The sequence below is a fragment of the Flavobacterium sp. genome, from assembly GCF_044348915.1.
Lineage (GTDB): Bacteria > Bacteroidota > Bacteroidia > Flavobacteriales > Flavobacteriaceae > Flavobacterium.
Genome location: NZ_JBIKRX010000067.1, coordinates 1 through 15,712 on the forward strand (window position 1 = coordinate 1; position 15,712 = coordinate 15,712).

Sequence of the window (15,712 nt, forward strand, 5' to 3'; positions counted from 1 at the left end):
AGCACAAAACTTTGCTAAAATACGCTCAGTCATTGATACAACTATAAAAAATGGCCTAAATGTATTGGAAGCATTGGTAATAATAGCTAAATTTGAGTTTGAATTATAAACTGATTAGTTACAAATAATTTTATAAAATAAATTATTAGTTTTACTATATATTATTTTTTTAATGACAGCAAACGAAAACACCATCCATAAATTCTACACCGCTTTTGCCAATGCAGATGCGGAAAAAATGTGTGAATGCTATCACCCAAACGTTGAATTCAGTGACCCTGCTTTTGGAATATTAAAAGGAAAAGAGGTTTGCCAAATGTGGGAAATGCTAATCGAAAGAAGTAAAGGAAATATAAAAATCGATTTCTCCCAAGTAAAAGCTAACGAACATCTTGGTTCAGCTTTTTGGATTGCAAAATATAATTTTAGCAAAACAAACAGAGAAGTAGTCAATACTATAACTTCAAAATTCCATTTTAAAGAGGGTTTAATCATAAAACATACCGATGATTTTGATATTTGGAAATGGGCTAAACAAGCGCTAGGTCTGAAAGGATTGCTTTTGGGCTGGACTGGTTTTATGCAGAATAATATTCAAAAACAAGCCCGAATGGCTCTAAATAAGTACAGCGAAAGAAAAAAAATTTAAATCCAGAATTCTCCTAATTAAATAGTTTATCCCTCGAACGAGCATAAATAATATTTCATTTCTATGATGTTTTTGATAAACTGTACTATTTTATCAAAAAATGTCGTAAATATTGCTATAATTTCAGGAATTTTTACTTATATTTGATTGTTTTTGGTTCTGTTTTGAACAATGAATTCAAAACAACGTCATACATTACCTCTGAACTAAAGAATAGTATTTACAAGATGAACACAGCTAAAATAAAAACAGAAGACATTTCGGTTTCAAAAACATCCGAAAATAGTATTCCTAATGCTAAGGAAAATAAAGATTTTCCTATTGTTGCCATTGGAGCTTCTGCTGGCGGATTGGAAACGTTAGAATTGTTCTTTTCTAATATGCCGGAAGACAAAAGCATGGCTTTCGTCATTGTTCAACACCTTGATCCAAATCACGTGGGTATGATGCCGGAGTTGTTGCAAAGAATGACTTCTATGACCGTTTTTCAAGTTACTGATGGTCTAAAAATAAAACCCAATTGCATTTATGTCATCCCGCCTAACAAAAGTATGTCGATTCTTAACAACACGCTGTATCTTTTTGCCACAGCGGAAACCCACGGAATTCGTTTACCTATTGATATATTCTTTCGCTCGCTTGCCAATGACAGACAGGAAAAAAGCGTTGGCATTATTCTTTCAGGAATGGGTTCTGATGGCAGTTTAGGGGTAAAAGCTATTAAAGAAAAAAATGGTTTAGTGCTGGTACAAGAACCGTCATCAGCAAAATTTGATTCAATGCCCAGAAATGCAATACAAGCAATAACACCAGATATTATTGCATCAGCTCCAGAATTACCAGCCAAACTAATTGAGATTCTTCATTTTATGCCGCAACCCAAAAAAGATTTAGAATTAGATGCAAGTAATAAAAATAATATTGATAAAATAATAATCTTACTTCGCGAACAAACGGGCCACGATTTTTCGATGTACAAAAAAAATACTTTATTTCGCCGTATCGAAAGACGTAAAGGCATTCATAAAATAGACAAGATTCAAAATTATGTTCGTTTTATGCAGGAAAACCCTAATGAAACCCAAATACTTTTCAAAGAATTGCTTATAGGTGTAACCAACTTTTTTCGTGATCCTGAAGTCTGGAAAAAACTGCAAGAGCAAATACTTCCCGAAATACTGGAAAAATTTCCAAATGGCTACAAACTCCGAGCATGGGTTCCAGGATGTTCCACCGGTGAAGAAGCGTATTCGTTAGCGATTATTTTTAAAGAAGCTTTGGCAAAAATTAAAACCCAAAAAAACCTGAGTTTACAAATATTTGCCACTGATCTTGATACTCAATCCATAGAAAAAGCACGAAAAGGTATTTATCCGTCAAACATAGTTGCCGATGTTTCCCCAGAACGTATTTCCCAATTTTTTATTGGGGACAACGAAGGCTATCGTGTCAATGCTGTCATACGCGAAATGGTGGTTTTTGCTCCACATAATGTAATCAAAGATCCTCCATTTACAAAACTCGATATTCTTAGCTGTCGCAATATGTTGATTTATATGGAAGCCGAATTACAAAACAAATTGATGGCACTATTTAATTATAGCCTTAAACCCGGCGGAATTATGGTTCTTGGATCAGCCGAAACTCAAGGCACAAGCCATGAAGGCTTTGAGGTACTTGACACCAAATTAAAAATATACAGACGCTCTTTACTATCACCAGAATTAGGTCTTCTCGATTTTCCCAGCTCCTTTTCGATAAATAATAAAACTAAACCTCAGATGAATTCTCCTCAAAAAGTTGTTGAAAATATAGAAACTCTCACGGATCAAATTTTGCTTCAGCAATTTACTCCCGCTAGTGTGCTGGTAAACGAAAAAGGTGATATTATTTATATCACTGGTCGAACCGGAAAATATCTGGAACCCGTTGCCGGAAAAGCAAATTGGAATATTTATGTCATACTTCGCGAAGGATTACGAATAGTCTTTCCCGCAGCATTTCAAAAAGCATTAAAAACGTATGATGCAATAAAACTAAATAATGTAAAAATAGAAAATGGCAATGTTAGTTATGTAAATGCCACAATTCAGCGGTTAGAAAAACCCGAAACTATCAAAGATTTGATTCTGATTGTTTTCAGAGATGAGCCAGAAAATGAGGGTTCTAAATTGGAGAATCCAAAAATAAATAAAGAGGGTTCTACTGTACAACATTCTGAACTCGAAATGGAACTCCTCCAGTGTTATAAAGATCTACAAACCGTTCGTCAAGAAATGCAATTGTCGCAGGAAGAACTAAAATCGACAAATGAAGAGTTGCAATCTACTAATGAAGAATTACAATCCACCAACGAGGAATTGACCACTTCTAAGGAAGAAATGCAGAGTTTAAACGAAGAATTGCAAACCGTAAACAGTGAGCTTCAAAATAAGTTATCCGAATTTTCACGCGCAAATAACGATATGAAAAATCTGCTCAATAGCACTGAAATTGGCACACTATTCTTAGACAGAAATCTCAATATTCGCCGGTTTACAGATCCAATAATGGAAATATTCAAAGTACGAGCCTCTGATATTGGGAGGCCTTTTACTGATTTAGTTACTAAACTGAAATATCCAGAAATTGGATATAATGCCAATTTGGTTATCAAAAACCTGACAGCAATAGAAACTGAAAACGAAACACAAGATGGAAGATGGTTTGACACTAAAATTTTGCCTTACCGCACTATTGATGATCATATTGATGGGTTGGTGCTCACCTTTAACGATATTACCAAAGCCAAAAAACTAGAAATAGAATTAAAAGAAGCTAATGAATCCCTCCAATTAAATAGAGAAACCCATTACCGCCACCTTTTTGAATCTGCCAAAGATGGAATTCTGATGCTAGATGAAGAAACAGGAAAAATTACCGATGTGAATCCGTTCTTGATAAAACTTTTAGGTTATACAAAAGAAGAATTTCTTGAAAAATGCATCTGGGAAATTGGATTTCTTAAAGATATTGTTACTAATAAAGAAAAATTTGTAGAATTACAGAAGAAAAAAATCATACGTTACGACAATTTGCCGCTTGAATCTTCCAAAGGAAAAAAGATTTATGTCGAATTCATCAGCAATAAATATACAGTCGATAATCATAAAGTCATTCAGTGTTTTATTCGTGATATCACTCAGAAAAAACTAGCAGAAGAAATTTTGCTTAAAAACAAAAAATGAGGATAATCGAATGCCATTTGTTCCAATAATATTTCAAAAATAGATCGCATTTATGAAAGATAAAGATACCGCCAAAGCAGATAGTATTCTACGTCAAAAAGCCGAAGAAGTTCTGAAGAATAAATCAATATCTACTGATACCCATTTCACTGATATCGAGATTTTCAAACTCCTTCACGAGCTTGATGTACATCAGATTGAACTTGAAATGCAAAACGAAGAACTCTATTTGGCAAATATTAGAGCTCAAGCTGAGGCTGAAAAATATCTTAATTTATACGATTTTGCACCTTCTGGCTATTTGACAATTTCAAAAAAAGACGAGATTTTGGAACTCAATTTTAGCGGAGCTACTCTTTTGGGAAAAGATCGTTCGCGACTCCTAAATAAACGTTTTGTCTTTTTTATTGATGATAAAAGTAAACCAACATATTTTTTATTTCTAAAAGAAATTTTTGAAAGTAAAACAAAGCAAACTTGTGAAGTAAAGTTGGCCAATAATTTCGAAAACCCAATATTCATAAATCTTACCGGAATTGTTGACGAAGAAAACAATCAATGCTTGATAACAATGCTTGACATTAGTCAACGCAAAAAAGCAGAAGAAGAAACAAAAATCAGTGAAGAAAAGTATCGTACTCTTTTTGAAACAAACCGCGATAGCATTACTATATTTAGAATAAATAATGACAATAAACTCGATAATTTTATTGAAGTAAACCCTGCCACTACCACTCTTTTTGGTTACACAAAAGAGGAACTTCTGGGGATGAATATTGCCAATATCGAAATATTATCTGATAAAAAAAGGAAGGAAAGAATTGCAGCTTTAATTGCTAAAGGAAGAATAGATTTTGAAACTATCATAAAAAATAAAAAGGGAGACCAAAGATACGTTGAGATTGAAGCTTTAGTAATAGATTATCTCAATGAACCTGCGATAATGTATATTGCTAGAGATATCACAGAACGCAAACAAACAGAAGAAAATGTAAGAAAAGCGCAAGAAAATTTAGCCACCATACTTCAAGCCATTCCCGATTTATTATTTGAAGCAGATCTTCAAGGCAATATTTATTATTATCAAGCCTATCACGCTGATCTACTTGCTATTCCTGCAACAGCGATTATGGGAAAAACATTGCAAGAAGTATTTCCAATCGATGCTGCAAATGTTTTTAAAGAAGCAATGCAAGAAGCACTGGATAAAGGCTGGTCAACTGGAAAACAATACTCAATAAACAACTCACCAAAGGGGAAATGTTGTTTTGAAATTTCGGCATCTCCAATACAAGATATTAAAAGCATAGACCCCCATTTTATTATCATTTCCCGAGATATTTCAGAACGGAAAAAGGCAGAAAAATCATTGCAGCAAAACAAGGAAAACCTTCAATCTATTTTTGATACTGTTACAGAAGCCATTTACATAATGGACAAAACTGGCACTTTTATAGATGTCAACAAAGGTGCCGAGGAAATGTATCATTATTCTCGAAAAGAACTCATAGGCAAAACACCTGAATTATTTTCAGCCAAGGGACTCAATGATTTTGAAGAAGTAAAGGGAATCATAAAATCCGTTTTTGAAACTGGGATTCCGATTACGTTTGAATTTTGGGCAGAACGAAAAAAAGGAGCAATTTTTCCTAATGAAGTTGTAATTAATAAAGGCATCTATTTTAGCAAAGAGGTTTTAATAGTAACCGCACGAGATATTACCGAACGAAAAAAGTCAGAAGAAATACTGAAATTTGAAAAAGAGCGCCTTCATACCATTCTTGAATTAGTTGGAAACCCAATATTCCTCAAGGATAATGAACATAGAGTTACCTATGCAAACAACTCCTTTTATACTCTTTTTGGTCTCGATGAAAAAAGTGTAATCGGTAAAACACTAAGCGAAAACGTCCCAGAAAACGAAAAGGAACATTTCCTCAGCATAGACAGAAAAGTTCTTGACACAGGTGTTACAGATATTAGAGAAGAAACACTTACCGTAAAAGGTTGTAAACACACAATTATTACCAGTAAAACCCGCTTTATAGATGCAGCAGGAAATAAATCTCTGATAGGTTCAATTTATGATATTACAGATCGAAAACAGGCAGAACTAGCATTGAAAAATGAAAAACGAAGATTAGCAGTAATCCTAATGGGCACTGGTGCAGGTACTTGGGAATGGAATATTCAAACTGGAGCCGTCGTTTTCAACGAAAAATGGGCCGAAATAATTGGTTACACATTAGAAGAATTAGCACCAATTTCTATCGATACCTGGAATAAATATACGCATCCTGATGATTTAAAACATTCGGAAGAAATCTTAGAAAAACACTTCCAAGGGAAACAGGATTATTATGAGTGCGAAGCTAGAATGAAACACAAAAACGGCCATTGGATTTGGGTTCTAGACAGAGGTAAAATAAATAAATGGGATGTAGATGGCAAACCACTTTATATGTCAGGAACGCATCTAGATATTACCGAGCGAAAACTGGCGGAAAAAGCTAAAGAAGAAGCATTAAATCTTTTCAATAATATCACCAGCCACGTGCCGGGAGTCGTTTTCCAATATTTGTTGCATCCGGATGGCAGTTCCTACTTTCCTTATGCTAGTGACGGAATCAAAGAAATTTACCGTGTTACCCCTGAAGAAGTCCGTGAAGATGCATCCAAAGTATTTGAAAATATTCATCCTGATGACTATGACGCAGTTGTAGCTTCTATTCAAAAATCTGCAAAATACTTGACTCCTTGGCAACAAGAATATTGCGTCAAGTATAAAGATGGTGAAGTTCGTCATCTAAACGGCAACGCAAAACCACAAAAGCTAGAAGATGGATCCGTGCTTTGGCATGGTTATATAACTGACATCACCGAAAAGAAAATTGTTGAAAATACTTTGTACGAAAGCGAAGAGAAATATCGCAGTCTGGTAGAAAACTCCCCAGATGGAGTTGTAATATATATTGAGGACAAAATTGCTTTTATAAACGAAGAAGGCGTTCGAATGTTAGGAGCAAAAAACAAGGATGAAATAATAGGAAAACCTGTTTTACAATTTATCCATCCTGATAGTCTTGAAGATGTAGCGAAAAGAATGAAAGAAATAGTAAAAGATAATTATATATCAAAAAGTGTAGAGGAAAAATTTATGAGATTAGACGGAACAGCTTTTGATGTTGAAATCAAAGGAATTCCAACCCTTTATGAACATAAAAAAGGGGTTCAAATCATTGTTCAAGACATAACAGAACGCAAGAAATCATCGTTACTGTTAAACAAAATTAACAGGGTTTATGCTTTGATTAGCCAAATCAATAATCTAATTATCGTAACTCATAATCAAGAAGAATTATTTCAGGAGATATGCAATATTGCAGTACAAATTGGACAATTCCGTATGAGTTGGATAGGGTTGCTTAATGACAATGATAAAATTATTACTGCAGCATTTGCAGGATATGAAGAAGGCTATTTTACAAAAAGTAATATTACAACAAAACAAGATGTTACTGAAGGAAGAGGCCCCACAGGAATAGCGATTCGAGAAGGACGAACCGTAATTTGCAATGATATTGCCAATGATTCTATGATGAAACCTTGGCGTAAAGATGCTTTAGAACGAAACTATTATTCGTCAATATCGATTCCTATAATCGTTAGCAACAAAATAATTGGTACATTCAATTTGTATTCTGAAAAAAGCAACTTTTTTTCGTCAGAAGAAGAAATTTCATTGCTCGAAAAAATCATTCTCAACTTATCCTTTGCTCTTGAAAAAATTCATGTCGAAGAAGAACGCAAAAAAACCGGAGAGAAAATTCGCCAACTATCGCAAGCCGTTGAGCAAAGTCCCGTTACAATTATTATTACAAACACTTTAGGTGAAATCGAATACGTCAATCCAAAATTTGTTGAAACAACTGGATATACTCTCGAAGAAGTTATGAGTAAAAATCCACGTTTTTTAAAAACAGGGCATACATCGCAACGCGAATACAAAGGGTTATGGCAAACTATTTCTGGCGGCAAAGAGTGGCACGGTGAGTTTTATAACAAGAAAAAAGATGGAAGTTTTTTCTGGGAATCAGCGTCGATTTCGCCCATTAAAAATGCCGAAGGCAAAATAACACACTTTATTGCCCTCAAAGAAGACATCACAAATCGCAAAAATATTGAAAAAGAACTAGTTAAATCTAAAGAACGTGCAGAAGAAAGTGATCGTTTAAAACTAGTTTTCCTAGCCAATATGAGTCACGAAATTCGTACCCCAATGAACGGTATTCTGGGCTTTACTGAGCTTTTGAAAGCACCACATATATCCGGTGAAGAACAGCAGGAATACATCAGGATTATTGAGAAAAGTGGAAAACGAATGCTCAATATCATCAATGACATCATCAGCATATCAAAAATAGAATCAGGACAAATTGAAGTTTCTGATAATGAGACGAATATAAATGAACAACTAGAATACATTCATACATTCTTTAAACCTGAGGCTAAACTTAAAGGAATTGATCTTACTCTTTTGAAACTATTACCGTCAGAAAATAATTATATAAAAACAGACCGCGAAAAACTCTATGCTATCCTTACCAATCTTGTCAAAAATGCCCTTAAATTTACCAATAAAGGTTCCATTGAAATTGGTTGTGAAAAAAAAGGAGGCTATTTAGAATTTTTTGTAAAAGATACCGGCTTAGGCATTCCCAAAAGCCAGGAAAAAATTATTTTCGAAAGATTCAGACAAGCCAATGAAAGCATTAGCCGAACACATGAGGGATCCGGTTTAGGATTGGCAATTTCAAAAGCTTATGTCGAAATTCTAGATGGTAAAATATGGGTCGAAAGCCTAGAAGGAAAAGGAAGTACTTTTTATTTTACCATTCCATTCCATTCTGATACTGACCATAAAAATGACCCTGATGTTGATACAGCAATTTCAAAAATAAAAGAAGAAAACAAAGTAAAAGACCTGAAAGTTTTGATTGTCGAAGACGATGCCATATCCAAATTACTCATTACCATTGCCGTAAAACCCTATAGCAAAGAAATTCTCAAAGTGAGCACTGGCTTTGAAGCGATAGAAGCATGTAGAAATAACCCTGATATAGATGTAGTAATGATGGATATCAATATGCCAAAAATGGGTGGTTATGAAGCCACGAAAAACATCCGAGAATTCAATAAAGACTTAGTTATTATTGCGCAAACAGCAAACGGAATGCAAATTGACCGTGACAATGCCATAGCGGCAGGTTGTACAGATTATATTTCGAAACCTATAAACATTATAGATTTGGGAACTTTGATACAAAAGTATTTTGGTTAATAAGTGAGAATATACTAGCTCTTGGCAGAGCCCCAGAGGTAGTAACGAAATTGTAGCCAAAGATTTTAAAAAATGATTTTTAATATGTGACCCGAGACCAAAGGTCGAATAGACGAAGTAATCAGTGGCAAAAAAAAAGAAGCCGACCTTAGAGAAATTAAATTTTTAAAAATAGTAAAATTGAATGACACCTAACTGCTTAATTTCAAAACAATCGATCAAAAATACCATTTCAAAAATACAAACTATTTATGAAAGACAAACTATTTATGAAAGACAAACTAAAAAAAACAACAGCAACTATTCTTGGTCAAAAAGCGGAAGCATTTCTTAAAAATAGATTGGCATCCGAAGAAAATCATTATTCAGATGTCGATATTATCAAACTCACTCACAAACTCGAGGTCTATCAGATTGAACTCGAACTTCAGAACGATGAACTTTATCTAGCCAAGACTAGAGCTGAAGAGGAAGCTAAAAAATACACTAATTTATACGATTTTGCCCCCTCGGGATATTTTACCCTTTCAAAAAGTGGGGAGATTATAGAACTCAATTTCAGCGGTGCAAATCTGTTAGGAAAAGAGCGTTCCTTTTTGCTACAGAACCGTTTTGAAATATTTGTGTCAGACCAAACAAGACCAATATTCAATGTATTTCTCGAAGACCTATTTGAAACTAAAACTAGACAAACCTACGAAATAGCGTTGGCTAATCCTTCTTTGTATTTAAATCTATCAGGAATCATTAGCGATGATGAAGAACAATGTTTGGTTACTATGCATGACATTAGCCAACTCAAAAAAGCAGAATTAGATATAAAAATTAGTGAGGAAAACTATCATAATCTTTACGAAAGTAATCGTGATAGTATAACCATATTCCGATTAGATTCAGAAGGGAATCCTGGCAAAATTATAAAAGCAAATAAAACTACGACAGAAATCTTTGGTTATACACAGAAAGAACTTTTGTCTATGAGTGTTTCTGATGTAGAAATAGTTGATGAAGAGTTGCGAAAAACACGAGTAAATACCCTGCTCAAAAACGGAAAATTAGATTTTGAAACTATTATAAGGGATAAAAAAGGAAATTATAGATTTGTCGATATTGAAACTGTTTTTATAGAATACGAAAATGAACCTGCTGTGATGAACATTACTAGAGACATTACAGAGCGCAAACAGTTAGAGGAAAACTCCAGAAAAGCACAAGAAAATCTAACTACATTACTGGAAGCCATTCCTGATTTGCTATTTGAAGTTGGGATGGATAGCAAAATATATTACTATCAGGCTCATCGCCAAGATTTACTGGCCATAGCTCCAGACGAGATTATTGGAAAATATTTCAAAGACATTATGCCAGCAGATGTTACCCAAATTTGTTTGTCCGCCTTAAAAGAAGCCGACGAAAAAGGATGGTCTATTGGAAAACAATATTCACTCCAATTGCCACACGGAAAACATTGGTTTGAACTTTCGGTATCCCCTATTCACGATAAAAGTAATGCAAGCAAACGTTTTATTATTCTTGCAAGAGATATTACTGAGCGCAAACTAGCAGAAGAAAAGCTTGTGGCTAGTGAATATTTGTTAAATCAAACCCAAAATATTGCCCATCTCGGCTCTTATATTTTAGATTTCAAAACAGGGGAATGGACTAGCTCAGCTGTTCTCAACTCCATTTTTGGTATTGATACTACTACCGAAAAAAATATAGAACTATGGGTATCTATTCTTCATCGAGAATGGAAATCAATTATGACGGAATATCTCTATAAAGAGGTAATAGGCAATAAATCTTATTTTAATAAAGAATATAAAATTATTAAATCAGACACCAAAGAGGAACGTTGGGTTCACGGAATGGGTGAAGTCACTTTTGATGACCAAGGAAACCCCTTGAGTATGATAGGTTCCATACAAGATATAACAGAACGTAAAATAGCTCAAGAAAAACAAAAAAATAGCGAAAATAATTATCGAACCCTTTTTAATACTTCAACCGATAATATTTTTCTTCATGAATTTCAAACGGGAATTATTCTTGATATCAACGATACTGCAATTAAAAATTTTGGATATCATTCTAAAGATGAATTTATAGGAAATACCGTAAACGTATTGAATTCAAATATTCCACCTTATACAAATGAAAATGCATTAAAATACATTCAAAAAACAATTAATGAGGGTGATCAAACTTTTGAATGGATGTGTCAAAAAAAAGATGGCACACTATTTTGGAATGAAATAATGCTAAAAAAAACAGAAATTGATGGTGTACCTAGAGTTATAGCAGTAGGAAGGGATATTACCGATAGAAAACTTGCGGAAAATGAATTGCAAGAAAACCGGGATAATTTGCAATCTATTTTCGATTCCGTTTCTGAAGCTATCTATGTCATTGACCAAAATGGCACTTTTATAGATGTAAACAAAGGTGCTGAAAAAATGTACCAATATACTAGAGAAGAACTCATTGGAAAAAATCCACAAACTGTTGCTGCACCAGGATTGAATAATCTTGAAGAAGTCAATAGCATAATGCAATCTGTCTTTGAGAACGGAATTCCACAAGCACTTGAGTTTTGGGCCGTCCGCAAAAATGGTGAAATTTTTCCCAAGGAAGTCGTTGCTAACAGAGGTAAACATATGGGCAAAGACGTCCTTATTGTAACCGCTCGCGATATTTCGGAACGAAAAATAGCCGAAAAAGCGCTGCGAAAAAGCGATGAAAAATTAAAAAACATTTTCAATTTGGCCAATTCGGGAATTATATTGGCTGATGTAGAGGGTAACTTCTTGGAATTCAACAATTGGTGGCTAAAAATGACTGGCTATACTCGTGAGGAGTATAGTAAAATGAAAAACTTTGGAGTTACTCACCCCGATGATCTTGAGAAAAGCAAGTTGTGGTTGCAAAAAATATTTAGTGGTGAAATTGAGAAATACCAAATTGAGAAACGATATGTACGAAAAGATAAATCGATCTTTTGGGGAGAATCATCTGTTTCTGCAATTAAAAACAAAAACAATCAAATCACTAGTACAATTGGTATCGTCACCGACATTACCGAGCGTAAACTTGCCGAAGAGTTATTAAGAGAAAGTGAAGAAAAATATCGAGGCCTTGTCGAAAATTCTCCCGACGGTATCATTACCTACGTCAAGGAAAAAGTTACTTATGTGAATGCTGAAGCCCTGCGAATAGTTGGTGCGAGCAGTGCTGAACAAATCGTCGGAAAATCTGTTTTAGAATTTGTTCATCCCGATTGTTTGGAAAGTGTAATCCAAAGAATGAAAGATGTTCTCATAAGCGATAATGCTTCTCAAATTGTGGAAGAAAAACTTTTATCCCTAACTGGTGAAACCATTTACGCAGAACTAAAGGCGATTCCAACCATATTTGAGCATCAGAATGCTGTTCAGGTAATTATTCATTATATAACTGAACGCAAACGCACCCAAGATAAAATCAAACAGCTTTCACAAGCGGTCGAACAAAGCCCTGTGGCTATTGTGATTACAAATACTTTAGGCATTATCGAGTATGTAAACCCAAAATTTATAGAAACAACAGGGTATTCCTATGAAGAATTAATTGGAAAAAACCCAAGGATTTTAAAATCTGGACATACCAGTCAGGAGGAATACAAACATTTATGGAATACGCTTTCCTCAGGTAACGAATGGTTTGGAGAGTTTCATAACATGAAAAAAGATGGGACACTCTATTGGGAATCAGCTTCTATTTCTCCTATTTTAAATTCTCAAGGAATCACAACTCATTATATTGCAATCAAAGAAGATATAACGGACCGCAAGTTGATCGAACAGCAATTAATCAAAGCTAAGGAAAAAGCCGAAGAAAGTGACCGATTAAAATTGGCCTTCCTTGCCAATATGAGTCATGAGATTCGGACTCCAATGAATGGCATTCTTGGCTTTACTGAATTATTGAAAGACAAAAGTTTGACCGCTGACATCCAACAGGACTATATAAAAATCATTGAGAAAAGCGGAAAACGGATGCTCAATATCATCAATGATATCATCAATATTTCTAAAGTGGAATCAGGGCAAATAGAAGTTACTACATCAGAAACCAATGTCAATGAACAAATTGAGTACCTGCATACTTTCTTCAAACCGGAAGCCTCGCATAAAAACATCGACCTTCGATTGACTAAAGAGTTAGATTCCATTCACAATTTTATCCGGACAGACCGCGAAAAACTGTATGCCATTCTTACTAACCTGATAAAAAATGCTCTAAAATTCACGAATGAAGGTTACATTGAATTTGGATGTGAAAAGAGAGGGGATTACTTAGAATTTTTCGTAAAAGATTCTGGTTTAGGCATCTCCGATTCTCAGAAAAAAATAATTTTCGAGCGATTCCGACAAGCAAATGATGTAATAGGGCGCACTCACGAAGGCTCAGGCCTAGGCTTAGCAATATCGAAAGCCTATGTCGAGATGCTTGGCGGCAAGATTTGGGTTGAAAGCCAAGAAGGTATTGGAAGTACTTTTTGTTTTACTTTACCGTATCAATCGGACTATATACCAGAAGAAAAAAATATTGTCAAAAACACCATTTCTATTGAGAACGAGGAAAACAAAATTAATGATCTCAAAGTTTTGATCGTAGAAGACGACGCCATTTCAAAACTACTCATTACCATTGCTGTAAAACCTTTTAGTAATGAAATTCTAAAAGTAAGCACCGGATATGAGGCCGTTGAAGCGTGTCGCAACAATCCCGATATAGATCTTGTGATGATGGACATCAATATGCCAGAAATGGGTGGTTATGAAGCCACCAAACACATACGAAAATTCAACAAAGATTTGGTAATTATTGCTCAAACCGCAAACGGTATGCAAAGCGATCACGATGAGGCTATTGCGGCAGGATGTACCGATTACATATCAAAACCTATCAATATTGGCTCGTTGAGTAAGTTGATACATACGTATTTTAGAAAATAAATTAGTTTGCCCCTACCATACTAAAAACAAATGATTTATGTGAACATAGGTGGAACTATTGAAACGGCTGTTAAGCATTGTTTCCGCCTTATACCGATTAGCAATATATAAGAGTCCAATAAATTGTACTCAATATATTGTCTATCGGCATAAACCATTGTAAAATTTTAAATGGATTAGACCATTTTAAAATTACAATTGGTATTAGTTCACGTGATTATGTATTCAAAAAGAATTAAAGTCTATTAAAGCAGTATAAAGTCACAAATTCTCAAACATTATGATACCAATCACAACCAACAAGAAGCTTTCTCCTCTTGAGATTCTTCAATATACCCTATTGATATCGGTCTTGCTGTATTTTGGAAAAACACTATTTATTCCGCTTAGTATTGCAATCCTGATCTCTTTTAGTCTTTATCCCGTATGCAAATGGATGGAGCATAATGGAATCAATAAAAATATCGCGATCTTCCTTTCCATTTTTGGAGTATTACTTTTGTTTGGAATACTTGCCTACTTGCTTTTTTTGCAAATAGCAGCCTTCTCGAGCGAGTGGCATTCCTTACGACTAAAACTATTGGAAGCCATAGCGCAATTGAGTGCTTTCCTCGCAGAACAATTTAATCTTAGCTCCGAAAAGCAAGTTGCGTTCTTCAAAAACACCATCAGCAATTCCGGGACACAAGCGTTTTCATTTATTAAAAATGCACTTTATTCCCTGTCTGAATCCTTTTTTTATTTGCTAATCGTTCCTATTTATTCGATGCTAATCTTGTATTATCGCAAGCTATTAGTCGAGGTGCTTTACCATATTTTTCCAACTGAAAAAAAAGAAATCATTCGTGAAATCCTGATCGAAACTATCCATACGTATTACGATTTTATCAAAGGAATGCTCTTGGTTTATTTAATCGTGGGAGTATTAAACAGCATAGGACTCGCCATTTTGGGCATTCCCCATCCTATTTTATTCGGATTTATTGCCTCAATACTGACTTTCATTCCCTATGTGGGTATCTTAATTTCGTCGCTTTTGCCTATCGCCGTCTCTTGGATCACCTACAACTCCATTTGGTATCCCTTGGGTGTTATACTGGTTTTTAGCATCGTCCAAATTCTAGAAGCCTATGTTATATTCCCTTTGGCAGTGGGAAGCCGTTTAAAAATAAATACCTTAGTAGTCATGATCGTCATTATACTTGGAGGCATCATTTGGGGCGCTGCAGGCATGATTTTATTTATACCTTTCGTTAGTATTATAAAATTAATTGCCGATAGAACTAAAGGTTTAGAGGCCTTAGCCCTGCTGTTGGGCGAAGGAGAAACTAAGAAAAGTAACTAGTTGCACACGGTATTCGCTTTTAAAAATTTTGTAACTAATCAGTCTCAAATATAGGGATTTTATTTCATGTCAAAATGACGTGAAATAAAATTCGAATTCATGCCACATAGTCATTGGATTTATTAGGTGAATCTTTTTATATTTTGTACTTTC

The 15,712-nt window shown here is 34.6% G+C and carries 5 protein-coding genes; all 5 read left to right on the forward strand.

Annotated features, from left to right (window positions below; genetic code table 11):
* Positions 1-172 precede the first annotated feature (172 nt).
* Positions 173-649 carry a nuclear transport factor 2 family protein gene (locus tag ACIQ1E_RS10890; protein ID WP_396171335.1) on the forward strand — a complete coding sequence of 159 codons (477 nt, stop codon included), beginning with the start codon at positions 173-175 and terminating at the stop codon, positions 647-649.
* Positions 650-876: 227 nt separating this feature from the next.
* Positions 877-3,876 (forward strand): chemotaxis protein CheB, encoded by a 3,000-nt coding sequence (locus ACIQ1E_RS10895; protein WP_396171336.1) that lies wholly within the window; start codon positions 877-879, stop codon positions 3,874-3,876.
* Between the two features lie 52 nt (positions 3,877-3,928).
* Positions 3,929-9,217, forward strand: a complete 5,289-nt coding sequence (locus ACIQ1E_RS10900; protein ID WP_396171337.1) for a PAS domain S-box protein — start codon at positions 3,929-3,931, stop codon at positions 9,215-9,217.
* A 251-nt stretch (positions 9,218-9,468) separates the two neighbouring features.
* A complete protein-coding gene (locus ACIQ1E_RS10905) occupies positions 9,469-14,214 on the forward strand; it encodes a PAS domain S-box protein (protein WP_396171338.1) in 4,746 nt (1,581 codons plus the stop codon).
* A gap of 280 nt (positions 14,215-14,494) precedes the next feature.
* Positions 14,495-15,559, forward strand: coding sequence for an AI-2E family transporter (locus ACIQ1E_RS10910; protein WP_396171339.1), 1,065 nt, complete (start codon positions 14,495-14,497; stop codon positions 15,557-15,559).
* Positions 15,560-15,712: the final 153 nt, after the last annotated feature.

Bases quoted from the DNA above. Each gene is read 5' to 3' on its own strand.
- ACIQ1E_RS10890 (WP_396171335.1), top strand. From the start codon at position 173: ATGACAGCAAACGAAAACACCATCCATAAATTCTACACCGCTTTTGCC.
- ACIQ1E_RS10895 (WP_396171336.1), top strand. From the start codon at position 877: ATGAACACAGCTAAAATAAAAACAGAAGACATTTCGGTTTCAAAAACA.
- ACIQ1E_RS10900 (WP_396171337.1), top strand. From the start codon at position 3,929: ATGAAAGATAAAGATACCGCCAAAGCAGATAGTATTCTACGTCAAAAA.
- ACIQ1E_RS10905 (WP_396171338.1), top strand. From the start codon at position 9,469: ATGAAAGACAAACTATTTATGAAAGACAAACTAAAAAAAACAACAGCA.
- ACIQ1E_RS10910 (WP_396171339.1), top strand. From the start codon at position 14,495: ATGATACCAATCACAACCAACAAGAAGCTTTCTCCTCTTGAGATTCTT.